At 67.4% G+C, this 22,913-nt stretch carries 23 protein-coding genes; 9 read left to right on the top strand and 14 right to left on the bottom strand.

What is annotated here, in order from left to right:
* Positions 1–189: 189 nt before the first annotated feature.
* The gene (locus tag Pph01_RS23980) at positions 190–372 is read right to left on the bottom strand and encodes a hypothetical protein (RefSeq protein ID WP_204075411.1); all 183 of its coding nucleotides are present in this window, start codon (positions 370–372) and stop codon (positions 190–192) included.
* A gap of 294 nt (positions 373–666) precedes the next feature.
* On the opposite strand from Pph01_RS23980, the gene Pph01_RS23975 reads away from it, so the two are divergent.
* Together Pph01_RS23975 and Pph01_RS23970 are read left to right on the top strand one after the other, a co-directional pair.
* Complete coding sequence (locus Pph01_RS23975; protein ID WP_204075410.1) at positions 667–1,302, top strand: trimeric intracellular cation channel family protein; 636 nt, start codon at positions 667–669, stop codon at positions 1,300–1,302.
* A 429-nt stretch (positions 1,303–1,731) separates the two neighbouring features.
* Positions 1,732–2,163: a hypothetical protein gene (locus Pph01_RS23970; RefSeq protein WP_204075409.1), complete on the top strand. Its 432-nt coding sequence runs from the start codon at positions 1,732–1,734 to the stop codon at positions 2,161–2,163.
* A gap of 168 nt (positions 2,164–2,331) precedes the next feature.
* Here Pph01_RS23970 and Pph01_RS23965 read toward each other — a convergent pair whose 3' ends face one another.
* Positions 2,332–2,787 carry an ArsI/CadI family heavy metal resistance metalloenzyme gene (locus Pph01_RS23965; RefSeq protein ID WP_204075408.1) on the bottom strand — a complete coding sequence of 152 codons (456 nt, stop codon included), beginning with the start codon at positions 2,785–2,787 and terminating at the stop codon, positions 2,332–2,334.
* 304 nt (positions 2,788–3,091) lie between these two features.
* On the opposite strand from Pph01_RS23965, the gene Pph01_RS23960 reads away from it, so the two are divergent.
* The 5 genes from Pph01_RS23960 (at position 3,092) to arsM (ending at position 6,413) form a co-directional block, all read left to right on the top strand.
* A complete protein-coding gene (locus Pph01_RS23960; protein WP_204075407.1) occupies positions 3,092–3,469 on the top strand; it encodes an ArsR/SmtB family transcription factor in 378 nt (125 codons plus the stop codon).
* A complete protein-coding gene (locus Pph01_RS23955; protein ID WP_204075406.1) occupies positions 3,466–4,230 on the top strand; it encodes an aquaporin in 765 nt (254 codons plus the stop codon). The genes Pph01_RS23960 and Pph01_RS23955 overlap by 4 nt, the downstream gene beginning before the upstream one ends.
* Positions 4,231–4,297: 67 nt before the next feature.
* Positions 4,298–4,705, top strand: coding sequence for an arsenate reductase ArsC (locus Pph01_RS23950; RefSeq protein WP_275412863.1), 408 nt, complete (start codon positions 4,298–4,300; stop codon positions 4,703–4,705).
* Between the two features lie 110 nt (positions 4,706–4,815).
* Positions 4,816–5,151: an ArsR/SmtB family transcription factor gene (locus Pph01_RS23945; protein WP_204075404.1), complete on the top strand. Its 336-nt coding sequence runs from the start codon at positions 4,816–4,818 to the stop codon at positions 5,149–5,151.
* 11 nt (positions 5,152–5,162) lie between these two features.
* Entirely contained in the window at positions 5,163–6,413 is a 1,251-nt protein-coding gene (arsM, locus tag Pph01_RS23940) for an arsenite methyltransferase (RefSeq protein WP_204075403.1), read from the top strand.
* A 170-nt stretch (positions 6,414–6,583) separates the two neighbouring features.
* Here arsM and Pph01_RS23935 read toward each other — a convergent pair whose 3' ends face one another.
* From Pph01_RS23935 to Pph01_RS23925, 3 genes are all read right to left on the bottom strand, one after another.
* Positions 6,584–7,813: a beta-propeller fold lactonase family protein gene (locus Pph01_RS23935; RefSeq protein ID WP_204075402.1), complete on the bottom strand. Its 1,230-nt coding sequence runs from the start codon at positions 7,811–7,813 to the stop codon at positions 6,584–6,586.
* Between the two features lie 431 nt (positions 7,814–8,244).
* The gene (locus Pph01_RS23930; protein ID WP_204075401.1) at positions 8,245–8,670 is read right to left on the bottom strand and encodes an HIT family protein; all 426 of its coding nucleotides are present in this window, start codon (positions 8,668–8,670) and stop codon (positions 8,245–8,247) included.
* A 141-nt stretch (positions 8,671–8,811) separates the two neighbouring features.
* The gene (locus Pph01_RS23925; RefSeq protein ID WP_204075400.1) at positions 8,812–9,354 is read right to left on the bottom strand and encodes a TIGR03086 family metal-binding protein; all 543 of its coding nucleotides are present in this window, start codon (positions 9,352–9,354) and stop codon (positions 8,812–8,814) included.
* Between Pph01_RS23925 and Pph01_RS23920 the strand changes: the two genes are divergently transcribed.
* On the top strand, positions 9,353–10,180 hold the full coding sequence (locus Pph01_RS23920) for a helix-turn-helix domain-containing protein (protein ID WP_204075399.1): 828 nt from the start codon (positions 9,353–9,355) through the stop codon (positions 10,178–10,180). The two genes, Pph01_RS23925 and Pph01_RS23920, sit on opposite strands and share 2 nt — an antisense overlap.
* Positions 10,181–10,219: 39 nt before the next feature.
* Here Pph01_RS23920 and Pph01_RS23915 read toward each other — a convergent pair whose 3' ends face one another.
* The 5 genes from Pph01_RS23915 to Pph01_RS23895 form a co-directional block, all read right to left on the bottom strand.
* Positions 10,220–10,882, bottom strand: a complete 663-nt coding sequence (locus Pph01_RS23915) for a class I SAM-dependent DNA methyltransferase (protein WP_204075398.1) — start codon at positions 10,880–10,882, stop codon at positions 10,220–10,222.
* A gap of 118 nt (positions 10,883–11,000) precedes the next feature.
* On the bottom strand, positions 11,001–11,915 hold the full coding sequence (locus Pph01_RS23910) for a GNAT family N-acetyltransferase (protein ID WP_204075397.1): 915 nt from the start codon (positions 11,913–11,915) through the stop codon (positions 11,001–11,003).
* A 198-nt stretch (positions 11,916–12,113) separates the two neighbouring features.
* Positions 12,114–14,261 carry an RNA polymerase recycling motor ATPase HelR gene (gene helR, locus Pph01_RS23905; protein WP_204075396.1) on the bottom strand — a complete coding sequence of 716 codons (2,148 nt, stop codon included), beginning with the start codon at positions 14,259–14,261 and terminating at the stop codon, positions 12,114–12,116.
* A 432-nt stretch (positions 14,262–14,693) separates the two neighbouring features.
* The gene (locus Pph01_RS23900) at positions 14,694–16,001 is read right to left on the bottom strand and encodes an FAD-binding oxidoreductase (RefSeq protein ID WP_308441914.1); all 1,308 of its coding nucleotides are present in this window, start codon (positions 15,999–16,001) and stop codon (positions 14,694–14,696) included.
* 79 nt (positions 16,002–16,080) lie between these two features.
* Positions 16,081–16,590: a nuclear transport factor 2 family protein gene (locus tag Pph01_RS23895; protein WP_204075395.1), complete on the bottom strand. Its 510-nt coding sequence runs from the start codon at positions 16,588–16,590 to the stop codon at positions 16,081–16,083.
* 125 nt (positions 16,591–16,715) lie between these two features.
* Here Pph01_RS23895 and Pph01_RS23890 point away from each other — a divergent pair, with 125 nt between their 5' ends.
* Entirely contained in the window at positions 16,716–17,624 is a 909-nt protein-coding gene (locus Pph01_RS23890; protein WP_204075394.1) for a LysR family transcriptional regulator, read from the top strand.
* On the opposite strand, the gene Pph01_RS23885 is transcribed toward Pph01_RS23890, so the two are convergent.
* From Pph01_RS23885 to Pph01_RS23870, 4 genes are all read right to left on the bottom strand, one after another.
* Entirely contained in the window at positions 17,625–18,263 is a 639-nt protein-coding gene (locus Pph01_RS23885) for a flavin reductase family protein (RefSeq protein WP_204075393.1), read from the bottom strand.
* A gap of 419 nt (positions 18,264–18,682) precedes the next feature.
* Positions 18,683–20,569, bottom strand: a complete 1,887-nt coding sequence (locus Pph01_RS23880; RefSeq protein WP_204075392.1) for an RCC1 domain-containing protein — start codon at positions 20,567–20,569, stop codon at positions 18,683–18,685.
* A gap of 390 nt (positions 20,570–20,959) precedes the next feature.
* Complete coding sequence (locus tag Pph01_RS23875) at positions 20,960–21,799, bottom strand: helix-turn-helix transcriptional regulator (RefSeq protein ID WP_204075391.1); 840 nt, start codon at positions 21,797–21,799, stop codon at positions 20,960–20,962.
* 7 nt (positions 21,800–21,806) lie between these two features.
* Complete coding sequence (locus tag Pph01_RS23870; protein ID WP_308441913.1) at positions 21,807–22,802, bottom strand: aldo/keto reductase; 996 nt, start codon at positions 22,800–22,802, stop codon at positions 21,807–21,809.
* Positions 22,803–22,913: the final 111 nt, after the last annotated feature.

Here is a 22,913-nt window from a genome sequence, read left to right as displayed (position 1 = left end):
ACACGAGAGGTCGAAAATTCTTCGCGAGCCCTGCCCATACGGGCCATCTGAGGTAGTCGGCACAGATCGTGCCACGAAACACCGAGATCCAGCATTGTCAGACCGGGAGGGCCCAACCAGGGCACACGACACTGTGATCAGCGACGAAATGTTGGGCCCCATCGAGCCACACCGGTTCAGGTGGGTTCGTCACCGCTGCTGCCGGAAGCGGACATACATCTCCACCAGAATGATCACTGCCATGAGCCCGTCGAGAACCATGAATCCGTACCAGTAGCTGTTCGGGATGCGGGACCCGGAAATTAAGAGCAGCGCTCCGGGGCCGGTCCACCCAAGCAGGATCAATGCGAAACCACGGGCGATTCTGCGCATAACAGGCAGCGGAGTCGACACGCCGCATACTGTTCCACGCAGTGCTTCCTGTCAGCAATCAACCGTTGGCGACGGGGCTGTCAGTCACAGACACGGCCACGAATCCAGTTGATCGCCAAGCTGCTCTAGCGTCGCCGGTGTTGTCTCTTCTTCGCTCAGTTACGGGGAGGACGGGCCCGGAGAAAGCGGGCAGACCTTGCTCGGGGATGTCGTACGACCAGCGGCCTGGCTGTGGGTCGAACGAGACGGCAGCCTCCCGCGTCGGGGCCCAGCATGCGGCGGCATGACCGCTACATGGGAGACTTCAGGGCTGTGACGTCCGTGCTCGACCTCGCCGGAATCTTCGTTTTCGCCCTCTCTGGAGCGCTGCAGGGCGTGCGCAAACGGTTCGACGTGGTCGGCATGGCGGTGCTCGCGTTCTTCACCGCCGTCGGCGGCGGCGTAATGCGTGACCTGTTCATCGGCGTGCAGCCCGCCGCGTTCCGGGATGCGGGATATCTCCTCGTGCCGGTCGTGGCCACCGTGATCGCCTTCTTCTGGCATCCGCAGGTCGAGCGGGCGATGCCTGGGGTGCTGGTCTTCGACGCGGCGGGCCTCGGCCTGTTCTGCGCGGTCGGGACCACCAAGGCGTTGTACTACGGCCTCGCGCCGTTGCACGCCGTACTCCTCGGGGTCTGCACAGCGGTCGGAGGCGGCGTCATCCGCGACGTCCTGTCCGGCGAGATGCCGACCCTGCTTTACGACCGCCAGCTTTATGCCGTGCCGGCGATGCTCGGCTCGACGGCTATGGCCGTGCTGTACACGCTGGGCGTCCGGGGGTTCGTCGCCACCTTGTCTTCGGCCGTGCTCGCATTCACGTTCCGTATTCTCGCCATGCGGTACGGCTGGCGCGCCCCCCTGGCCAGGGGCATCAGCGGGCTCTCGCGGTGATGCGCCGGCGCCTCCTGTGAGGGTTGATGTGCGGGCGTGGGGTTGTCAGTTACTCCGCCGGAGGAGCTGACGTTCCGGAAGGTGTCAATCATCTACGGCGTCGAGTCGCCACCGTGCTGCTTTGACCAGGTCCGGACGCGGGTGAGGCGTGAGCCACTGTCACATTCTGGATGGCTCCCCCGTCTGGGAGGGCATGACCAATACTTTTCTCGCGACCGGCGGCACTGGGTGGCTCGGCGCGCTGGATCGTGTACGGAACACCCGACTGCTCCACGATCCGGTCTGCGGCCAATTTGATCCGGTAGTGGCTTTCGGTGTCTTCCGGGCCGGTTACCACCAGGCACCCGGCCACGCCGACGGTCGGATCACCCTCGCCGGCTACCCCGCGGCCCGCTCGGACAACCGGACCCCTTCGGATTGCGGGCAGCGATGAGGACGTGGACAAGGGCACTCGTCGTTGTGCTCGCCGTGTTGACCGCCACCCTCGGTGTGTGGGCCGGATTCGCGCCAGTGTCCTTCTACCAGGACGGCCCCCTGCCCTTCGTGGACACGGGCTGGGTGGCGATGCTGCCGCCGTACAACGAACACTTGGTACGGGACTACGGCTTCATGAACCTCGGGATGACCGTGGTCTTCGTGGTGGCCGCGATCAGGTTGACTCCGGCGTTGGTCCGTACCAGCACGGCCGCGCTGTTCGTGTTCGCCGTACCGCACACGCTGTTTCACAGCTCCCACCTCGACCACTTGAGTGCCGCTGAGGCGGCCATCCAGACGATCTCCATCGTGGTGCCGACCATCGTTCTACCCGCTGTCGTGTTCCTGATGGCCAGTGGGCTCAGGCAGGCGGAGATCAAAGCGTGATTCCCATGGATCCGTGGAGGAGGGGGAGTCACTCCGCCGCTGCCTACGCTTCGCGGTGGTGGAGCCGGTACAACGCCGATAGGTGGTTCGTCGAGGGAATCGAGAACTAGCAGCCGCGATGTCCGGCGATCACCCTCGGATAACTGGTGATCGCCGGACGGTACGCCCTCAGCAGCAGGACGACGCGGCCGCGGGCGCCTGGTCGGTGGTGTCGGACGGGGCGCAGCAGACGGAGCCGGTTTCCTTGGACAGGCTGTCGGCGTCGGCCTTGACCACGTAGACCTCCCACGGTTCGCTGCCGGGGCCGGTTACCCACACCTTGTCCTGTACGGCGTAACAGCAGGTGGTGTCGTTCTCTTCGAAGGTCGCCAGCCCGGCCTGCTTGAGCCGTTCGGTCGCGGCGGTGACCTGGTCGGTGTCTTCGACCTCGACGCCGAGGTGATCCATCCGGGTTGGCTCGTCGCCCTCGCCTTCGAGGAGTACGAGCTTCAGTGGGGGCTCGGTGATGGCGAAGTTGGCGTAACCGGGCCGGCGCTTGGCCGGTTCGACGCCGAACAGCTTGGAGTAGAACGCGACGGAGCCTTCCAGGTCGGCGACCCGGAGAGCGAGCTGAACACGGGACATGGCGTTTCTCCTCACGGTGAGAGGGGCTGACGGGGGCCAGGTCAAAGGCGGCCGAGGCGGGCCGCGAGGGCAGAAGTGCGAGCCCGATCAAGCCGGGCGTCGCTACGGCAGGTGGCATCGCAGACCTCGCCGGTGGCCTCGTTGAAGGTCACCGGATCACGCATCGGGCGCGTCCGGCCGGTGGGTCTGCGGATCAGGGCAGACAGTCGATGGGCCATCACGGCACCTCCTGTTTAGATGACTGTCTAAGTAGCGTTCCGGCCTCAGCTTGCACCTGTGCATAGATTGCTGTCAAATTAGAGATGTGTCGAAGCAAGAGTTGCCGATCGTGGATGTCACCGCCGCCGAGTGCTGCGCGCCGCTCGTGTGCGAGCCGTTGAACGAGGCCGAGGCGACGGAGCTGGCTCCGCTGTTCAAGGCGATCGCCGACCCCGTGCGGTTGCGCCTGCTGTCGTTGATCGCCTGCCATGAGGGCGGCGAGGCGTGCGTCTGTGACCTGACCGTCGCGTTCGACCTGACGGCACCGACGATCAGCCACCACCTCAAGGTGCTCAAGCAGGCTGGCCTCATCGACTCCGAACGCCGCGGCACCTGGGTCTACTACTGGATCAACCCGGGCGTCCTGGCCCGGATGTCGGCCCTTCTCGGCCCAGCGTCCGCCCTGGCCGGCACCTCGGCATGAGCACTAGCGGCGCTCCCGGTCTGGCCCGGCGGGCTTTCGCCGAGTTCCTCGGTACAGGCCTGCTGGTCACAGTCGTGATTGGGTCCGGGATCATGGCCGTCCGGTTGTCGCCCGACGTCGGCGTGCAGCTCCTTGCCAACAGCGCAGCGACGGCAGCCGCGTTGCCGGTCATCATCGTGTTGGTGGGTCCGGTCTCCGGGGCGCACCTGAACCCGATGGTGTCCCTGGTCGACTGGCTACTCGGCCGCAGGAATCGGGCGGGGATCACCGCGCGGTGTGTGGCCGTCTATCTCCCCGCACAGATGATCGGCGGGATCGCCGGCGCGATGCTCGCCAACGCGATGTTCGATCTGCCCGCCGTGAGCGCCTCCACCCATGACCGATCATCACCCACGTTATGGCTGGGAGAGATCGTCGCGACAGCGGGTCTGATCGCTGTGGTGATCACCCTGCCGCGCCAGGGGCGCGCACATCTGGCTCCTCCGATCATCGGCGCCTACATCGGGGCCGCCTACTGGTTCACCAGCTCGACCAGCTTCGCCAACCCCGCGGTGACGATCGCCCGCGGCTTCACCGACACCTTCGCCGGGATCGCCCCCGCCTCCATCCCGGGATTCCTCGCCGCCCAACTCATCGGCGCAGCCCTCGGTACGGCGATCGCCACGGCCCTTTATCCCGCGCGGGCCGCCACGGCCGGCCCTGAACCGGCCGCCCATCCTCGGCCTGTCGCGCCCGAGGTTTCCGATGCCCGGGCCGTCTGACCTCCGTGACACCGTTCGGTTCGCCGACGACCGGCTACGCGCCACCGCCCAAGTCCAAGGAGCACTTGTGTCCGATATCCCCGAGGTGCTGTTCGTCTGCGTGCACAACGCGGGACGTTCCCAGATGGCCGCCGCCCTGCTCGACCACCACGCCCACGGCAAGGTCCGTGTCCGATCCGCAGGATCTGCGCCCGCCGACACGATCAATCCCGCCGTCGTCCAGGTCATGGAGGAACTCGGCCTCGATCTGACCAAGGAGTTCCCCAAGCCGCTGACCACCGAGGCGGTCGAGGCCGCCGACGTCGTCATCACCATGGGTTGCGGCGACGCCTGCCCGATCTTCCCCGGCAAGCGCTACCTGGACTGGAGCCTCGACGACCCCGCCGGCAAGCCGGTCGACCAAGTCCGCCCGATCCGCGATGAGATCGACAAGCGGGTGCGCGAACTCCTCGCTGAACTCGTGCCCGCGCACTGACCGCACCGCCGGACCTTGCGGTTCGCCGGCCTGGCACCGATCAGTCTGGCGGACCTCTCCTGGTAAGAGGCTTCCCTGAACCCAGTTTCATCGTTTATCGTCGATGAACGATGAATGAGGGAACCGGGCCACTCGACCGGGCCGCCGCAACGAAGTACGCCTCGTGGTTCAAGGCGTTGGCCGACGCCACGCGCATCCAGATCGTCACGCTGCTCGCCCGCCGCCAGACGCCCCTGTCGGTCAAAGAGATCGTCGAGGCGGTCGACGTCGGGCAGTCGACCGTGTCCGCGCATTTGAAGGTGCTGGCCGAGGTGGGATTCGTCCTGGTCGAGCGTCGCGGCACGTCCAGCCTGTATGAGATCAACAAAGCGTGCATCGGGGCCTTCCCCACAGCCGCCGACGTGGTCATGGGCCATCCCGTTCCCCCGCCAGGCCGCGCCTGTTGACCGGAGGACACATGCCTGAAGACGCCGACAAGGTCCGAGCAAGCATCGTCGAACGCTACGGCCGGCTCGCCCGCGCCGCCCAAGCCCAACTCCAGATCACCGACTGCGGACCACAACAGTTCAACGACGGCGGCTTCGGAGCCGCCGCCTACGACGACACCACGAACCTCCCGGCCGGCGCGGTTCGGGCCAGCCTGGGATGCGGCAACCCCGTCGCCGTCGCCGACCTCCAACCAGGGGAAACCGTCCTCGATCTCGGCTCAGGCGGAGGGATCGACGTCCTCCTATCGGCCCGCAGGGTCGGCCCCACCGGCAAGGCGTACGGCCTCGACGCCACTCCCGACATGCTCACCCTCGCCAGAGCCAACGCCGCAGAAGCCGGAGCCGTCAACGTCGAGTTCCTGCATGGCCACATCGAGGACATCCCGCTTCCCGACGCCTCGATCGACGTGATCATCTCCAACTGTGTGATCAACCTGTCCGCCGACAAGCCACGCGTCCTGGCCGAGGCCTTCCGCGTCCTCAAGCCTGGCGGCAGGCTCGGCATCAGCGATGTCATCGCCGACGACGGGATCGACCCCGCACAGCGCGCCGACGCCGAACAATACGTCGGCTGCACCGTCGGCACCCTCACAGAAACCGAATACCGCACACAGTTGGCCGCAGTCGGATTCACCACCTGCACGATCACGCGCACCCAGACCGCAGCCGAAGGCCTGCACTCAGCGATCATCCAGGCGACCAAGCCGACCGCACCGCCCGGGACCCTCATCCGCCCGATGAGGACCGACGACGCCGCCCAGGTCCTCGCCATCTACCAGGCCGGCCTCGACACAGGCGACGCGAGCTTTGAAACCGTCGCTCCCACCTGGGAGGCGTTCGACCGCGCCAAGCTGCCCCGTCACCGGCACGTCGCCGTCGACCCGTCCACTGGACGAATATTTGGCTGGGTCGCCGCCAGTGCCGTCTCCGACCGATGTGTCTACGCCGGAGTGGTCGAGCACTCCGTTTACGTCCACCCCGATCACGTCGGCCGCGGAATCGGAGCCGCACTCCTGAATGCGCTCATCCAGTCCACCGAGACCGCAGGTATCTGGACCATCCAATCCGGGATCTTCCCCGAGAACACCGCGAGTCTCCGTCTCCACGAGAAGGCCGGATTCCGCACCGTCGGCACCCGACAGCGCATCGGCCGCCATCACGACCGCTGGCGTGACGTCGTCTTCATCGAGCGCCGCAGCACTGTCGCGGGGCCCGAGTAACTCGGTCGCACGTTCGCCTGACCATCCCCGCTGCTCCCAGCCGAGACCGGAAGAGTCGAGTTCGATCCGGATCGGCCACCAGGCGTCCACACACATCAGTTGCGGAAAAGGGGCGCCCCCTCCCCTCAGAGAGGTCAGGGGGCGCCTGATGACGGTCGACCTGGACGCCGTCAGCCGTGTAGCCCGGCGGCCTGCAGATGCTTGATGAAGGCAGGGTTATTGAGATGGCGTTGCTTCACCTGCTCCACGAAGGAGTCGATGCCGCCCAGCTTCTTGCGGACCTTGTCCCCGTTGCCCCCTGTGGCGACGACGCCGGTGAAGTTCTCGTTCTTACTCCGAACGATGCCGCCCGAGGTTGATGAGCTCTTAGTCCTAGTCTTGGTCACCTTCACGGGCACTTGCACGTGGCGCCCGAATGCCACTCCTTCGGGACCGGCCCCGGCGGGGAAGTGGATGGTGTCGTCGACGGTGTTGTTGGCGACATTGATCACCGACACCGTGTCGCTGTCGTGATCGGCCACGTAGACCTGGGTGCCGTTGATGTTGATCCACATCCCCCTGGGACCGGTTCCGACGGGGATGGTGGCGACGACGGTGTCGTTGGCGACGCTGATCTTCGAGACGGTGTTGCTGCCGTTGTTGGTGACGTAGGTGAAGGCGCTGTCCGGCGTGATCGACAGCCAGGTCGGACCCATCCCGACGGGGATGTTGGCTACTACCTTGTCCAACGTGGTGTCGATCTTCGAGACGGTCTTGTTGCCGTTGTCGGCGACGTAGACGAAGGCGCCGTTCGGCGTGATCTTCACCCCCCGAGGAGCGCTCTTGTCGGGGAGGGTGATGGTGGCGACGACGGTGTTGTCGGCGACGCTGATCTTCGAGACGGTGTTGAGGCCGCTGTTGGAGACGTAGGCGAAGGCGCCGTTCGGCGTGACCGCCACTGACTCGGAAGCGGCCCCCAGGGGGAGGGTGATGGTGGCGACGATGGTGTTGTCGGCGACGCTGATCTTCGAGACGGTGTTGTTGCCCTTATTGGTGGAGTAGATGAAGCGGCTGTCCGGCGTGATCCCCACTCCGTTGGGCTGGGCCCCGGCAGGGAGGTGGATGACGGCGACGATTCTGTTGGTGAAGGTGTCGATCTTCGTGAGGTTGTCGATGCCGGCGTTGGCCACGTAGTAGAAGTTGCCGTTCGGCGTGACCTCCGACCCGATCGTATTGGCCCCGGGAGGGAGGGGGATGGTGGCGACGATGGTGTTGGTCGTGGTGTTGAGCCGCGACACGGTGCTGTTGCCGTTGTTGTTGACGTAGGCGAATTCTCCCGGCACGGGCGTCTGCTGGGCCAGAGCAGGCCCGGCCACTGCCGCCAGCGGCGCCAGCCCGATCGCGATGGCGGCCGCGGTCACCAAGGGCCGGATTCGGAATCGCCGCCCGCGCTCATGGCGTCTGCCGGTCAGCTCCGGACGACGATTCTGCGCTGTATTTCTCTGCCAACGCGCAAGCATGCGGATCTCCCAAGTCGATCGACGATGACAGGGCGGTTGTATGTCTGTGCGGCATTGCGCAATGGGAGGAGACGCGCCGACTTGTGTCCTTGTGGCCGGTAACTGGTCAGTGCATCGATGTAACGGCGGTTGGGTCATCCTGGGCCGAGACGAAGTTGACCACGGCTAGGGAACGTCGACCCTGAGGCACCGGATTCGTACTGGTCGCCGGCTACGCCGAGATGGTGAACACCCCTAGGCTCCATGAGAAGGCCGGATGCCGCATGTCGGCACCCGCCGACGCATCAGCCCCCGCGACCGCCGGCGTGACGTCGTCTTCACCGGTATCCCGGCTATCGCTTGGTGAGGGCCTTGCGGAGTTGTGCAGCCTGCTGCACTCGAACTTCGAAGGGAATCTCGATCTTGGCGGGGTCCGCGAGGATGAATCCGTCGCCGGGAGAACGAGGGATCGCATGGACGTGTAGGTGGAAAAGCGTCTGGCCTGGGATGTTGTCGTTCTGCAGGACCATGCTCCCGGGTGCTCCAAACGCCTCCCGAACAGCGGCGGTCACCTGGGCGACCACATCGAACAACTCGACCAAAAGATCGCGGGGGGCGGCATGAAGACTCGTCACGTGCGCAGTCGGAAGTACGAGACAGTGACCGAGGTTCTTCGCTCGCTGCCAGGGGACGGGCAGAACGAAGACGTTGGCGGTGCGGTAGGCGACGAGCTCACCCTCAACGTCACCGGCAGCGACGAGACAGAAAGGGCAGTTCATCCGTTGAATTCTCGTGTGCACGGACTAGCGCTTCCAACTGGATATCTCGTGGGTCGGCGGAGCTGTAGCCGATCAGCCGATCCGGTCGCTCAGGCCCAGCACCTTGACCCGCCCCACTTGGACGACGTCTGACAAAGCAGATCACACTGTCCAGGCCGGATCCCGACCGATGACGCCGAGCAGGCGGTCGAACTGTGGGGCGTCGTCCGGCACTGCCACCGGCGGCCCGAAGACACCGCGTTGCCTGCCCATCTCCACCATCTGGTCAGTGAAGTGCAGCGCCCGCGAGACGGCCTCGGGGTCCGGCTCGTACTCCTGACCGGTGGCCCTTGCCAGGTCCCAGCCGTGCACGACCATGTCGACGAGGTACATGTGGGCCAGCGCGGTCATCGGCAGGCCCATGGCGGGGCTGGTCCCCTCCCATGACTCGGGCCGCGACCACGCGGCCAGCGTGTCCTCCGCTCGCTCGGGGAAGTCGCCCGCGTAAGGTCCCTGCTCGACGCGCGGTCCCTTGCGACCAAACGACTCGAACATCTCCGCCACCCACTCGAGGTGGTTGATCAGGTCCTTGACGTCGAACTTCGCGCATGGCGTCGAGAACCCGAGCTGCTCCTGCCGCACGGCCCGCACCAATCTTGCGGTCCGGTCGGTGGCGCGCGTCATCAGCGGCATCATGTCTTCCATGGCCACCAGCGTGCCCCCTCTGCCCGAGGCGCGACTTGTAGAAACGCGACAGCGTGGCTGGGTCAACCCGTACGCGGGGCTCAAGGCCTTCGATTTCTTCCGGCAGGCGCCGTCGCCCGAGCTCGCGGCGTATGTGGAGCACTTCTGGGTCGTCACGTGGACCGATCTCGCCGAGCCGTACGAGCAGCGCATCGTCTCGCACCCCACCGTGAACATGACGATCACCCGGGACTTCCACCGGATCGCGGAAGTGATCAGGGGAGGGTTCTCCTATACGATGCGGGACAGCGGCCGCGTGCTCGGCACACGCTTTCGCCCCGGTGGCTTCCGGCCGTTGCTCGGCGGTCCGGTGTCCCAGCTGACCGGCCGGTTCGTGGAGATCGGCGAGATGTACGGCACAGCCGGTGTGACGCTTGTCGAGCAAGTCCTGGCTGAGCCCGACGCCCGGGCCGCCATCGCGCTCATCGAGAAGTTCCTGGTGAGTCTGGGGCCGAATCAGGATCCGCTGTCGGAAGAGGTCGCGGCATTGGTGGCGACGGTGGAGAGCGACGTGTCCGTGACCAGGGTCGACGAGCTGGCCGCCAGATCGGGGCGGTCGATGCGGTCGCTGCAGCGGCTGTTCCGGGACTATGTAGGCATCGGCCCCAAGTGGGTGATCCGCCGCTTCCGGCTGCACGAGGCCGCGGAGCGGGTTTACCAGGACCTCGACCTCGCCACGCTGGCCGCCGAGCTTGGCTACACCGATCAGGCCCACCTGACCCGCGACTTCACCGCCGCGGTCGGCATGCCCCCCGCGGCCTATGCCCGGCTCAGAGGCGAGTCGTGATCCCACACCCATGGCGCATATGGCGTCGAACGCTCCGCATCATGACCCGATGACGCCTGCCGGCTTTCGGGCCAGGAGACAACCCCGCTGCAGCTTCTCGGTCTCGTCGGGCTCGCGCAGCAGCCGAGCAACCTCGATGAACCCGGCCTGGCCCAGCAACTCGGCGATGCGCTCGAGCGGCCGCCAGTAGCAGTCGAGCGAGACTCGCTGACCGAACGCCTCAGTCCGACGCACATGGTCGTCGCCCACCTGGAACACGAGCAGCACATGGCCACCCGGAACCAGCACCCGGTGAAACTCGGCGAACACGTCCGGCAGTCGCGCTGGAGGGATGTGGATGATCGAATACATGGCCACGATGCCGCCGAGGGTCTCGTCCGGCAGATCCAGCGCGGTCATCGAACCCTCTTCGAACCGCAGCTCAGGGTGCACCCGCCGAGCCAACGCGACCATCTGCGGCGATAGATCGATCCCGAACGCGGACAACCCCAGGCTGTGCATATGTGCCGTCACATGGCCGGCACCACAACCGACATCAGCGACCGGTCCGCCGGCGGTAGCCGGCACGAGTTCCGCGAAGGCGGCGAGCATCGCCCTCTCCAGCGGCTTGGCTGCCAGCTCATCGTGGAAGCGTTCCTCGTACTCCGAGGCCATCGCGTCGTAAGACGCTTGCGTGGTGAGCAGAAAGTCCGATTCGGCCACGACGGACCACCCTAGCCACTCCCGTCATGGTCTGTTGATCACTTCGCCCAGCCCTCTTTGACGCCCCCGGAGGCGTGCTGTACGGCCCGGCGAGGCCGTACAGCACGGGGAAAGCCGGCTAGGAGGGATGACGGAGGAACACACGCTTCTGGACGACGGGGTATCCGGCGCGGGCGAAGGCGGCGGCCATCGGGGTGTTGCCGATGTCGGTGTCCGCGCCGACCTCGGGGGCTCCGGCGTCCGCCAGGATGCGCGTCGCCTCGGCCAGCAGGTCGTACCCGTAGCCGTGGCCGCGCTGCTCGGGGACGACGCCGATGTAACCGATGATCGGGCGGGCTTGGTTCCGTCCGGGGACCGCGAGACCGGCCAGGCGCCCGTCACCGGTGAAGGCCAGGCGCCACCACGTGCGTGGGGAAGGCATCCAGCGCAGGAACTCCAGCTCGTCTCTGGCCGAGGCGTCCACGCCTCCGCGCGCCATTTCGGCCCGGGCGTGGGCGTCGAACGTGCCGTCATGCGTACGGCGGATCACGTCGAGGATCACCTCGTCGTCAGGTTCCGGCCGGAACTCCAGCCGCCCCTGCCGCTGCGGCAGGCCCGCGGCCGGGGTCCAGAGGTAGTTGAGCCGCTCGACCAGCGGCTCCATGCCGGCCCGTGTGGCCGCCGCGACGCGGAGGTCTGCCGCGGCGCGAACCTCGGGATCCTCCCGCCATCCCGGCGGCAGGACGAGGCAGTAATCGACGGTGAACGGAGCGGCTCGCAGGAGCGCCGCCCCCACCTCGACGTCCGTACCGAAGTCGAACCAGTCGAGGGACAGGGGCCGCTGGTCGGCGGGGCCGCCCCACCAGGCGGCTCTGCCGACGACCTCACCGCCGCGCAGCGCGACCCAGGTCCACTCGGGACGGTACTGCGCGGCCTTCACGGTCTCCAGATAGTCGCGCCCGGCCCAGGCCATGCCGACCGTGGCCGGGGCGGACAGGGACAGGAACAGGTGTTCTTCGCCGGCGTTGAGCGGGCGTACGACCAGATCGGTCATAGGAAGTCTTCCTTCGGGAGATGTGCGCTCCCCGGATCAGACCCGCGTGAACGCCCGAGCGGGGAGGGAGCGCATGAACGGCTGGATCGACATGGCTCTCACCTCCTCCGTGATTGAGGGCGTGATCCACACCCAAGCACACGGCGCACACCCGATCAATCCCTTTTTCGCTTTTCCTTGGCGTTCGTCCGACCGTCGTCAGGAGCTCGTGAGGATGACGAGTCGCTGGGTCGCGCGGGTCATCGCGACATAGCGGTCGACCGCTCCTTCGATGCCATCGCCGAACGCCTCTGGGTCCATGAGGACGACCAGGTCGAACTCGAGCCCCTTCGACAGCTCCGGGGTCAGCGACCGAACACGGGACGTCGACCGGAACGTGGGATCACCGATGACGCAGGCGACTCCGTCGGCATGCTCGGCGAGCCAGGTGTCGAGGATGGAGCCCAGATCCGCAGCGGACCCGTGCACGACGGGGACGCCGCTGCCGCGGATGGAGGTCGGCACGTTGGCGTCCGGGAGCACGGCCCGGATGACCGGCTCGGCCTCCGCCATGACCTCTTCCGGCGTCCGGTAGTTGATGCTCAGGGAGGCCAGGTTGATCCGGTCGAGCCCGATCCGCTCGAGCCGCTCCTGCCACGACTCGGTGAATCCGTGCCTGGCCTGGGCACGGTCCCCGACGATGGTGAAGCTTCGGGACGGGCAGCGCAGCAGCAGCATCTGCCACTCCGCGTCGGTGAGTTCCTGAGCCTCGTCCACGACGATGTGCGCGAACGGGCCGGCGAGCAGGTCCGGGTCGAGGGTGGGCAGCTCGGACTCGTCGACCAGATTTCGCTGGAGGTCCTCTCGGCGCAGTTGCGTCACGAGGCCTTCGCCGTCGTCATCGGCCTCGATCAGGTTGTCGACGACCTGAGCCATGTGCTCGCGTTGGGCGGCGAGAGCGGCCTCCCGCCGGCGCCTGCGTCGTGACGCCTCCGGGTCGCCGAGCCGCTGCCGTGCCGCATCTAGGAGCGGCAGGTCGGACACCGTCCAGGCCTGGGCGTTCTCGCGCTGCAGCTTCCGGACGTCGTCGGGGCTGAGCCAGGGAGCGCACATCCGCAGGTAGGCGGGTACCGACCACAAGTCTCCGACGAGGTCGGCCGCTTCGATCAGCGGCCACGCGCGGTTGAAGGTCGTGAGCAGCTCCCTGTCCCGCTGCAGCGACCGGCGGAGCAGGTCGGCCGAGACGTCGCCGTCGTGCTTGTCCACCAGGATCGTGAGCAGCTCCTCCCAGATCTGGTCGCGCGCCTCGTTGTGCGGAGTGCCGGGTTCCGGTGCCTCGAACGCTTCGGCCCAGTCGTCGGCGCTCAACCAGATGTCGGACCAGTCGGTCGTGACCGTCATCCCCTTGGTGGGCGGGCTCTCGTAGAACCTGACGGCCGGCTCGATCGCCTTCACCAGATCCGCGGACGACTTCAGGCGGGCCACGTCCGGGTCGTCCTCGATCGTCGCCGCGGCTCCCTCGGCGACCAGATCCCGCAGGGTGCAGGTCTGTACGCCCTCCTCTCCGAGGCTGGGGAGGACGTCGGCGACGTAGGCCAGGTAGGGCTGGTGCGGACCGACGAACAGCACGCCTCCCCGGTGGTGCCCGAGGCGGGGGTCGGAGTAGAGGAGGTAGGCGGAGCGGTGCAGAGCGACGACGGTCTTCCCCGTGCCCGGACCGCCGTCGACGACGAGAGCGCCGCGGGATCCCGCGCGGATGATGGCGTCCTGGTCGGCCTGGATGGTGCCGAGGACGTCTCGCATCCGTGTCGACCGGCTGCCGCCCAGGCTGGCGATGAAGGCGGACTGGTCGTCGAGCGCGGCGTGCCCTTCGAAGCCGTCCGAGGTGAACACCTCGTCCCAGTAGTCGTTGATCCGGCCGCGCGTCCATCGATACCTGCGGCGGCTCGCCAGACCCATCGGGTTGGCGTGGGTCGCTCCGAAGAACGGCTCAGCCGCGGGGGAACGCCAGTCGAGCAGCAGCCGACGACCCGCGCTGTCCGTAAGGCCGAGGCGCCCGACGTACACGGGCTCGGGGTCGTCTGCGCCGACCATGCGTCCGAGGCACAGGTCCAATCCGAAACGACGCAGAGCGCGCAGGCGGGCGGTCAGCCGGTGGATCTCCAAGTCCCGGTCCAGCGCCTGACGGCCTCGACCGCCGGGCGCCTTGCGTTCAGAGTCGAGGCGGGCGGACAGCTCGGCGATCGACTGCTCGAGGCTCTCCGCGATTGCCGCGAAGTGCTGCTCATCGCGGGCGATCAGCGTCGGGTCGGCCTTGCGCGAGAGGCGGTCGGGAAGGTCGAACGCGCTGGTGGTCACGGGGTTCACGTCATCAGCTCCGAATTGAGGGCCCTTGCAATCACTACGCTCACCAAGGCGTCTGGACCGGCGTGGCGAACCCGGTGGCCATGACAGCAACGCTCCGCGTTCCCCCATTTCCGCAGGTCCTGGCCTGGGCCGACGATTCTGCAACACGACCCAGGTCTTGCCGCAAGCCCCCTGGTCCGCTATACGTTGAGAGTGGAAGGGAGCGGATCCTCCCCTTTCCCCTCGTCGTCTGCTCTGGACGGACGACCTCCTCACGAAAACCTGCTCACGAAGCCGCGCCGCGTACGCCGGTGTTGTCGGCCGAATCGCGGCTCGAGTGGTGGGCGGAGAACGCCACCAGGAAGAACTGCGTGCCGCTGGAGGAATTGGAGCCGCGGGCGCTTCTAAGGCGGTGGCCGCCCTATGAAGTCGCGGCCCTGGGAATGGGGGCGTTCAGCCGGGGATGGGGAAGTTGCCGCGGAAGACGTCGTCCGGGTCGTGGCGGCGTTTGATGTAGCGCAGGCGGTTCAGCGCGGCGGGAGCGAAGGCGTCGGCCACGGTCTCTCCCGGGCTGAGGAAGGTGAAGGGCTTGCGGCCGCTCACCGGGAGGGCCTCGGCGAGTGCGCGTTGTTTGGCGGTGACGGCCTCGGCCGTCGCCGGGTCGGTCGGCACGCCGAACAGGTAGAGCGCGTAGGGCTCGGTCAGCGGGCCGTGAGGGCTGTCGGAGGGGCGGGTGAAGGCGCCGCCGAGGTGGCGTATCTGCACGCTCATCAGCGGGGCGATGGGGTCGGCCAGCAGTGTCTTGGTCGTGGTGCCGTCCAGGTCGGTGAGCAGTTCGGCGCGTGAGGAGCCCGCGCTGGGGTCGGTGGGTTCGGCGGTGATGGTTCCCAGCTCGGAGACGGTCATGATCCGTCTGCTGTCGGCGAGAGGGCGGGGGATTCGCTCCAGCGGGCTCAGCAGGTCGCGGGCTTCGGCGTGGTCGCCGAGGTAGGTGGTGTCCACCGCGATCACGGGGTCGGAACCAGGGAAGTGCAGCAGATCCAGCCAGACGGTGAGCGCGTCGGGGGCGGTGGCGGTGATCTGCCGGTAGGCGTCGGTCACTTCCGCGGCGTGCTCGGCCGGCCACAACATCCGGCCGCCGTACAGGTGCGGTGCGTGATGGAGGGAGAGCTCAAGGGCGGTGACGATGGCGAAGGAGCCGCCACCACCCCGAAGTGCCCAGAACAGGTCAGGGTCGGTGTCGGCGGTGATGTGCCGCAGCCCGCCTTCGGCGTCGACGATGTCGAACGCGGTGACGCTGTCGGCCACCCAGCCGTGGCTGCGGCCGAACCAGCTCAGCCCGCCGCCAAGAGCGACACCGGCCACGCTGACGACCGGCGAACTGCCGGGCAGGCCGGTCAGACCGTACGTCGCGGCGGCGGCCTGCACGCGCCCCGACGACACACCCGCGCCGACGCGGGCCCGCTGGGCAGCCGGGTCGATCTCCAGGGTGTCCAGTCGTCGGGTGCGCAGGAGGATCGCGCCGCCCAGGTCCCCGGTGGCGCCATGGCCGTTGGGCTGGGCCGAGACGGACAGGCCGTGAGCACGGGCGAAGCGGACCACAGCCGCGATGTCGGCGGCGTCGGCTACTTCGACCACGGCGGGCACAGGTTGCTCGACGGCCAGATTCCAGGGACGCCGGGCCTGATCGAAGTCGTCGTCTTCCGGCGTCAGGACTCGTCCGCGGACGAGGGTGCGCAGGTCGTTCAGCTTATTGATCATCTTTTCTTTCCAAGCCGGGTCGTGGGCTCAAGGAGGAACGAGGTGGAAACACGCGGCTGCGACGTGCGCCCAATGATCGTCAACTTCCGAAGATGGCGGTGGGGTCGCCGGTGTACCAGGCGTTGTCGATACGTAGGCGGCGGATGACCCAGCGCTCGCCGTCGCGGATCAGTTCGACCTCGTAGGGGTTCTTCAGCAGGGCGAAGGCGGCGTGGCCGGCGGTGAGCAGATGCTGGGCCTCCACCAGCGCAGTGAGCTGCGCGGTGTCGCCGTCCACGGTGATGCGGGGATTGGTGACCTGGTGAGTGGTGTCCACCTGGCCGGTGAACATGGTCAAGATGGTGGTGACGATGGTGTCCCGTCCGAACATCACCGGCGGCCGGCCGCCCCACTTGGCGGCTGCGGGACGAAAATCCAACTCGGCGTCGGCGGCGAAAGCCGAGGCGAACAACGCCTTGTCCTTCAGGTCCTGGCCCAGGCCGAACCGGTACAGCGCGTCCAGGATCTCAGCGCGGTCCCGCAACTCCCGGATGACCGCATCGGCGTCGGCGGCCGGGGCGGAGAGGGCGTGTTCACCGATGACGTACATGGTTTGCTCCCATACAGGTCAGAGGGGTCTTTGAGCGGTTCCCACTCTCGGCCGGGGCAAGGAGTCGATCAATGCGCCGCTGTGCAAGGATCGTGAAGCTGGAATTAACGATCCGGAGGAACGTCATGCTGGAGCGACACGAGCTGGAGGCGTTTCTCACCCTCGCCGAGGAGTTGCACTTCGGCCGCACCGCCGACCGCCTGCACGTGTCCACCGCCCGGATCAGCCAGACCATCGCCAAGCTGGAACGCCGGACCGGAGTCCCCCTGTTCACCCGCACCAGCCGCCGGGTGGAGCTGACCGCAGTAGGGCGGCGGCTGTACGAGGAGATCCGCCCCGCCTGGAACCAGATCACCACCGCATTCGAGCGGGCGATCGACATCGGCCGCGGCCTGACCGGCACACTGAGCGTCGCGTTCGTCGGCGCGGCCGGCGGGCAACTGCTCGCCGGGGCCGCCGAGTTGTTCCGCCGGCGCCGGCCCGACTGCGACGTACGGCTCCGCGAAGCGCAGCTGGCCGACTCCATGCCCTGGCTGCGCGACGGAGAAGTCGACCTCGTGCTGGGCACCTTCCCCGTCGACGAACCCGGCATCGTCTCCGGGCCGGTCCTGGTCTCCGAAGCACGCATGCTCGCCGTGCCTTCTCAGCATCCCTTCGCCCGCCGCACGTCGGTGTCGCTGGAGGATCTGGCCAAGGTGAAGCTGCTCCAGTTGCCGGACACCCTGCCCGCCTCCCTGCGAGAGGACTGGACCCCGCGCACCACTCCCGGCGGACGGCCGATCGATCCCGGTCCTTCGGCTGCGACTTTCAACGAGATGCTCACCCTCATCGGCGCCGGCCGCGGTGCCTTCACGGTCGGCGCCCAGGCCAGGCGCTATTACGCGCGCCCTGACGTCGCCTACGTGCCCATCAGTGACGCCTCGCCGCTGCGATGGGGTCTGTTCTGGCGGGCCGACGGCGCCACCGCACGCGTTCGCGCCTTCGCGCAGGCCGCCCACGACCTGCTCGCCGTCCCGTCGGCAACGGTTCCTTGATCAGCCGGTCGCCCGCTGGAGCTGATGCGGCATCTTCCAGCCCTCGGCGAGCCTGGACGGGTGCACGTTCTGCCCGCCGCCGAAGAACTCGCAGAACTTCATGATGAGCGGATCCCATCGCAGCGGGTCCACGTAGTGCGTCCCGGGGATGATCAATTCCTCCTCGACATGGACGCGCACCACCCTGACCTGGAAGGCGGTCGCCTCCGTCTCCGGACCGCCGAACGGATGTGCCTCATCCACCACACACTCCAACTGGATGGGGCACTCCTTGACGCGCGGCGCCCGTACCAACTCCGCCGACTGCTCGGTCAGCCCTGCCACCCCGAACTTGTCTCGCTCGTACCGGTAACCCTGCTGCACCCGGTAGTCCGGTATCGCCGCTCTCGCGGTCAGAAGCGCGAGCCGGTCCACGGCGTCGACCATCGAAGAGGAGGCGAGATTCAACACGCAGTCACGTTCGCGCAGCAGATTCGCCGCAGTCTGGCCGTTGTTGCCGAGACCCAGCATGCAGGAGTCGTCCAACCACCAGGCCGAGGACATCGGCGAGAGGTTCGCCGAGCCGTCCTCGTTCCGGGAGCCGATCAGGACCACCGGGGTCCCGAAGTACAGCACTTTCAGCTCGGAGATCTTGTGCATGCCCTCGTGTCCTTCGTCCTTCGCCAGGTCGCATCCCTTCGCGTCCCGTCGCGTCGCGAAAACTCTGCCGGGTCCCTCCGATAGTCGCTGGCAGAAATCGGACACCACGCGTCCTGTGTCCTGAAAGCCGCTCCCGGACGTCGGCGGCGAATCCGGTGGGGAGCCGACTGGTGCGCTCATCGATCCACGACCGGTCCGCCGTACGGCGACACAGTCACCCAAGTCCGTACGAGGCCATGCGGCATGACGCGTCTGGCCAGGACGAGGAGGCTTTACCGATCTTCCGTGCCAGATTCGCCAGGATCTTGCTCAAACCTTCCCCTGCGAGCTTGCCGGGCCTGGCCTGAGAGTCGTCTTGACCTTGATCGGGAAGTGTCCCAGGGAATCGGTGGTGCGCCGATTCCCTGGGATCACGCTGATCAACGGACGGTGACGGTCTTGGTGGCGGTGGCGGGGGTGCCGACGCCGTTGGTCGCCTTCAGGGTGAACTTGTAGGTGCCCTTGCGGGTGGGCGTCCCGGACAGCGTGCCGCCGGTGGCCAGCTTCAGGCCCGGCGGGAGGCTTCCGGAGGCGCGGGTGACCTTCGGTGCGGGCGACCCGGTCGTCGGGAATCGGAAGATGTAGTACTTGCCCGCGTGCGCCACCGGTGTGGTGGCCGAGGTGAACTTCGCCGGGGCGCGGACGACGACACTCTTGGCACCTCTGGCGGTGGGGGCGGTGCCACCGGCCGCTTGCAGGATGAACGTGTAGGCGCCGGCTCGGGTGGGCGTTCCGGACAGCGTGCCGCCGGTGGCCAGTTGCATGCCCGGAGGGAGCGTCCCGGAGACCAGAGTGACCTTCGCCGCGGAGTACCCGGTCGCCGTGAATCGGTAAATGAAGTACTTACCGGTTTGCGCGACCGGCGGGGTGCCCGTGGTGAAGCGCGCGTAGACGCTGATGGCCGCCGAGGTGCTGGTGGTGCCGTAGGTGTTGTTGCCGAAAACGGTGCAGGTCACCTTGTGACCGGCATCGCCCGCCACCGGCGTGTAGGTGGCGGCGGTCGCGCCCGAGATCGTGGTCGTGTCCCGCGACCAGCTGTACTTCACCGAGGAGGCGGCGAGGAAGGTGGCCTTGCAGGTCAGCTTGTCTCCGGCGATGCGGGAGCCGGTGATCGCCGCCTTGGCCGTCACCTTCGGCGGCCCCACCTTCGCCAGCGTGTGCCAGAACCCGGCCGAGATCTGCGTCGCCGAGCTGAGCGCATGTACGGCGACCGGCCTGAGTCGTTGAGTTGTGGTTCCGTCACCGAGCTTGCCGCATGCGTTGTTGCCCCACGCCATTACGGTGCCGTTCGAGCGGAGCGCAAAACTGTCATTGGCGCTTGCGCTGACCTGGGCGACGTTGGTCAGCCCTGACACGTTGACCGGAGTGTGGCGATGGGTGGTGGTGCCGTCGCCGAGCTGCCCGTGTTCGTTGGCCCCCCAGGCCCGCACAGTGCCGTCCGAGCGCAATGCGAGGCTGTGTCCTCCACCGGCGGCGATCTGCGTCACCCCGGACAATCCGGCCACCTTTACAGGGGCGGCGCGCTGGGTGGTGGTGCCGTCGCCGACCTCCCCGTAGTGGTTATCGCCCCAGGCCATCACGCTGCCATCCGACCGTAACGCGAGACTGTGGCTCCAGCCGGCGGCGATCTGGGTCACCTTGGTCAGACCATGGATGACCACAGGGGTGGTGCGCCTGGTGGTGGTGCCGTCGCCGATCTCCCCGTAGCCGTTGTTGCCCCAGGCCATCACGGTGCCGTTCGAGCGCAACGCCATGCTGTGGTAGCCGCCGACGGCGATCTTGGTCACCCCGGACAACCCGGCCACTTTCACGGGGGTATGGCGTGTGACGGTGGTGCCGTCACCGAGCTGCCCTTCGGGGTTCCACCCCCAGGCCCACACCGTGCCGTCCGAGCGCAACGCCAGGTTGTAATACTCGCCCGCAGCGACCTGCACGATGCCTGTAAGGCCGGCAACCTGCACCGGCACCGAGCTGTCCTGCGTGGTTCCGTCGCCCAGGTCCCCGTAGGCGTTGTCGCCCCACGCCCACGCAGTGCCATCCGCGCGTACCGCCACAGTGTGGACATCACCACCGCTGACCTGGGCAACCTGACTCAGTGCGGACAGAACGGGGGAGGAACGATTGACCGTCGCCTCGTTGCCCAACTGCCCGGAGACGCCCTGCCCCCACGCATACACAGACGAGTCCCCTGTGGAGGCCGCCGCCGACCCCGCCAACCCCAGCGTCGTCACTGCAGGAGCGCTCACGGCCAGCACCACGCCGATCATCACGACACGCGCCCGACGGCCCGGCCCCCACCTTCTCAACCACCCATCCAGTGTCTTCGCCGAACCAGAGCCGGGAGGGGTCTCGGCCGTCAGACCAGTCATGCGATGTCCTTCATGATCGCCGCAGCAACGGTGTTCGCTGCGGTTGTCCCTCGTCGTCGCCGGACCGTCGTGCAGGTGACGGGTTCCTCCCGATGCCCGCGGTGACGCACACGGCAGGCGGTAGAGGCCGGCTCTGGACGGAGATCTACACGTGAACCGGTCCGTCATTATGATCTGCCGGCGCTTGGGGCAATATGTGATTTACGTGTCTAATGAGCAAATTGTGGCCGGTCGTCGGCTTCGGGCGGACACCCGTCACGATCGCGGGGCGGTCAACGGCGACTGTGATCAGGCTTCGAAGGACTGGTGGCCCAGGACGTCCAGAAACTCGAAATTCTCCGCGGTGGCCGAGCCGGGTTGCGGCCGGAAGATCACCAAGCGGTGCCCGCCGGTGGCACTGAGCACGAAATCGCACTGCACGTCCAACTGTCCGGCATGCGGGTGGATCAACTTCTTGCGCGTGGACCGGAGAGGGACGACCTCCATGTCGTCCCAGTAGCGGGAGAACTCCTCGCTGGCGTCGGCGAGGTCGGCGATGAGCCGACTGCTGACGGCGTCCTGACCGCGGTGAGCGCTGGCGGCGCGCAGGTCCGCCACGTAGCCCCGTCCGATCGCTTCGTGTTCCGCAGGCACATTGAGGGCGCGCGACGCCGGGTCGGTGAACCAGCGCCAGGTCACGTTTCCCAGGCGATCGTCACCGTGCGCCCATGGACCCACGAGCGCACGGCTGAGCCGGTTCTGGGCGAGCACCGTGGTCAGGTCGTCGACGATGTGCGCGGGCACCGTGGTCAGCGCGTCGAGCACGAACATCATCGCCGGATCGACGTAGCCGCCGGTCGCGCCCGTCCGGGGCGGTGGGTAGCCCGCCAGCTCATAGAGGTAGTCGCGCTCGTCCACCGACAGTCGCAACGCCCGCGCCAGGCTCGCCACCAGCGCCTCGGAGGGCTTGGCGTTGCGGGACTGCTCAAGCCGTTCGTAGTAGTCGACGGACACGTCGGCCAGTAGCGCGACCTCCGAGCGGCGCAGGCCGGGCGTCCGCCTGCGGCCGCCGGGCACGAGCCCGACGTCCGCCGGCCGCAGCGCCTCACGACGCGCCCTGAGGAACCCGCCCACGTCGCCGTGCTTCACCGTGCACTCACTCCTGGATTGTGCTCATCGCGACCGGCGTGTAGCGCTCGCCCGCCACGGCATCGGCGGGAACCGCTTCGTCGAGCGCCGCAAGTGTCTCGGCGTCCAGCACGAGGTCTGCCGCGGCGACATTGTCTTCGAGGTAGACCCGGCGCTTGGTGCCGGGGATCGCGGTCACACCCTGCGCCAGCACCCATGCCAGCGCCAATCGACCAGGCGTGACATCACGATTGTCGGCGATCGTCCGAATCCTGTCGACCAACCGGAGGTTGTTCCGCAGGTTCTCCCCGGCGAAGCGGGGGGCCGTACGGCGGAAGTCGTGTTCCGGCAACTCCTCCACCGATCGCAGACCACCGGTGAGGATCCCGCGTCCCAGGGGCGAGTAGGCCACGAACCCGATGCCCAACTCTCGGACGACGTCGAGGACACCGTTGGATTCCACCGTGCGGGTGAACAACGAGTACTCCGTCTGCACCGCGGAGAGCGGCGCGGCGGCGTGAGCGGCCCGGATGCTCTCCGCCGACGCCTCGCTGATCCCCAGATAGCGCACCTTTCCTTCGGCGACCAACTCTCCGAGGGCGCCGAAGGACTCCTCGACCGGCACGGTCGGGTCGACCCTGTGCAGGTAGTAGAGATCGATGTGGTCCGTGCCCAGACGGCGGAGTGATCCTTCGACGGAACGGCGCAGATAGTCGGGCCGGCCGTTGGGGCCGCCGACGATCCCGCCCGTCTCGTCGAGGGTCAGGCCACCACCCTTGGTGGCCACGATGACCTGGTCGCGATGGGCCGACACCGCCCGCCCGAGCAGTTCCTCGCCGCTGAACGGGCCGTACATGTCCGCGGTGTCGAACATCGACACGCCGAGCTCGATCGCCCGGTGCACGGTGGCGACCGCCTCCGCGACGTCCGGCGTGCCGTACATCGCGGTCATGCCCATCGTGCCGAGGCCCTCGACTGAGGTCACCAGACCCTGGCCGCCGACCGGATGTGTGTTCATGCTCATGGTGTGCTCGTCCACTTCTCCTGCTGGGCCGCCCGTTCGGCGGCCGCAGGAGCAGCTTGGAGCCGCGGCGTGAACCTTCCAGCGTCCTGTTCAGCCCCGTCCTCGCAGGAC

It is taken from the genome of Planotetraspora phitsanulokensis, assembly GCF_016863295.1.
Lineage (GTDB): Bacteria > Actinomycetota > Actinomycetes > Streptosporangiales > Streptosporangiaceae > Planotetraspora > Planotetraspora phitsanulokensis.
This window is presented reverse-complemented; position numbering and strand designations above follow the sequence as displayed.

Bases quoted from the DNA above. Each gene is read 5' to 3' on its own strand.
- Pph01_RS23980 (WP_204075411.1), bottom strand. From the start codon at position 372: ATGCGCAGAATCGCCCGTGGTTTCGCATTGATCCTGCTTGGGTGGACC.
- Pph01_RS23975 (WP_204075410.1), top strand. From the start codon at position 667: ATGGGAGACTTCAGGGCTGTGACGTCCGTGCTCGACCTCGCCGGAATC.
- Pph01_RS23970 (WP_204075409.1), top strand. From the start codon at position 1,732: ATGAGGACGTGGACAAGGGCACTCGTCGTTGTGCTCGCCGTGTTGACC.
- Pph01_RS23965 (WP_204075408.1), bottom strand. From the start codon at position 2,787: ATGTCCCGTGTTCAGCTCGCTCTCCGGGTCGCCGACCTGGAAGGCTCC.
- Pph01_RS23955 (WP_204075406.1), top strand. From the start codon at position 3,466: ATGAGCACTAGCGGCGCTCCCGGTCTGGCCCGGCGGGCTTTCGCCGAG.
- Pph01_RS23945 (WP_204075404.1), top strand. From the start codon at position 4,816: ATGAATGAGGGAACCGGGCCACTCGACCGGGCCGCCGCAACGAAGTAC.
- arsM (WP_204075403.1), top strand. From the start codon at position 5,163: ATGCCTGAAGACGCCGACAAGGTCCGAGCAAGCATCGTCGAACGCTAC.
- Pph01_RS23930 (WP_204075401.1), bottom strand. From the start codon at position 8,670: ATGAACTGCCCTTTCTGTCTCGTCGCTGCCGGTGACGTTGAGGGTGAG.
- Pph01_RS23920 (WP_204075399.1), top strand. From the start codon at position 9,353: ATGGCCACCAGCGTGCCCCCTCTGCCCGAGGCGCGACTTGTAGAAACG.
- Pph01_RS23925 (WP_204075400.1), bottom strand. From the start codon at position 9,354: ATGGAAGACATGATGCCGCTGATGACGCGCGCCACCGACCGGACCGCA.
- Pph01_RS23910 (WP_204075397.1), bottom strand. From the start codon at position 11,915: ATGACCGATCTGGTCGTACGCCCGCTCAACGCCGGCGAAGAACACCTG.
- Pph01_RS23900 (WP_308441914.1), bottom strand. From the start codon at position 16,001: ATGATCAATAAGCTGAACGACCTGCGCACCCTCGTCCGCGGACGAGTC.
- Pph01_RS23895 (WP_204075395.1), bottom strand. From the start codon at position 16,590: ATGTACGTCATCGGTGAACACGCCCTCTCCGCCCCGGCCGCCGACGCC.
- Pph01_RS23890 (WP_204075394.1), top strand. From the start codon at position 16,716: ATGCTGGAGCGACACGAGCTGGAGGCGTTTCTCACCCTCGCCGAGGAG.
- Pph01_RS23885 (WP_204075393.1), bottom strand. From the start codon at position 18,263: ATGCACAAGATCTCCGAGCTGAAAGTGCTGTACTTCGGGACCCCGGTG.
- Pph01_RS23880 (WP_204075392.1), bottom strand. From the start codon at position 20,569: ATGATCGGCGTGGTGCTGGCCGTGAGCGCTCCTGCAGTGACGACGCTG.
- Pph01_RS23870 (WP_308441913.1), bottom strand. From the start codon at position 22,802: ATGAGCATGAACACACATCCGGTCGGCGGCCAGGGTCTGGTGACCTCA.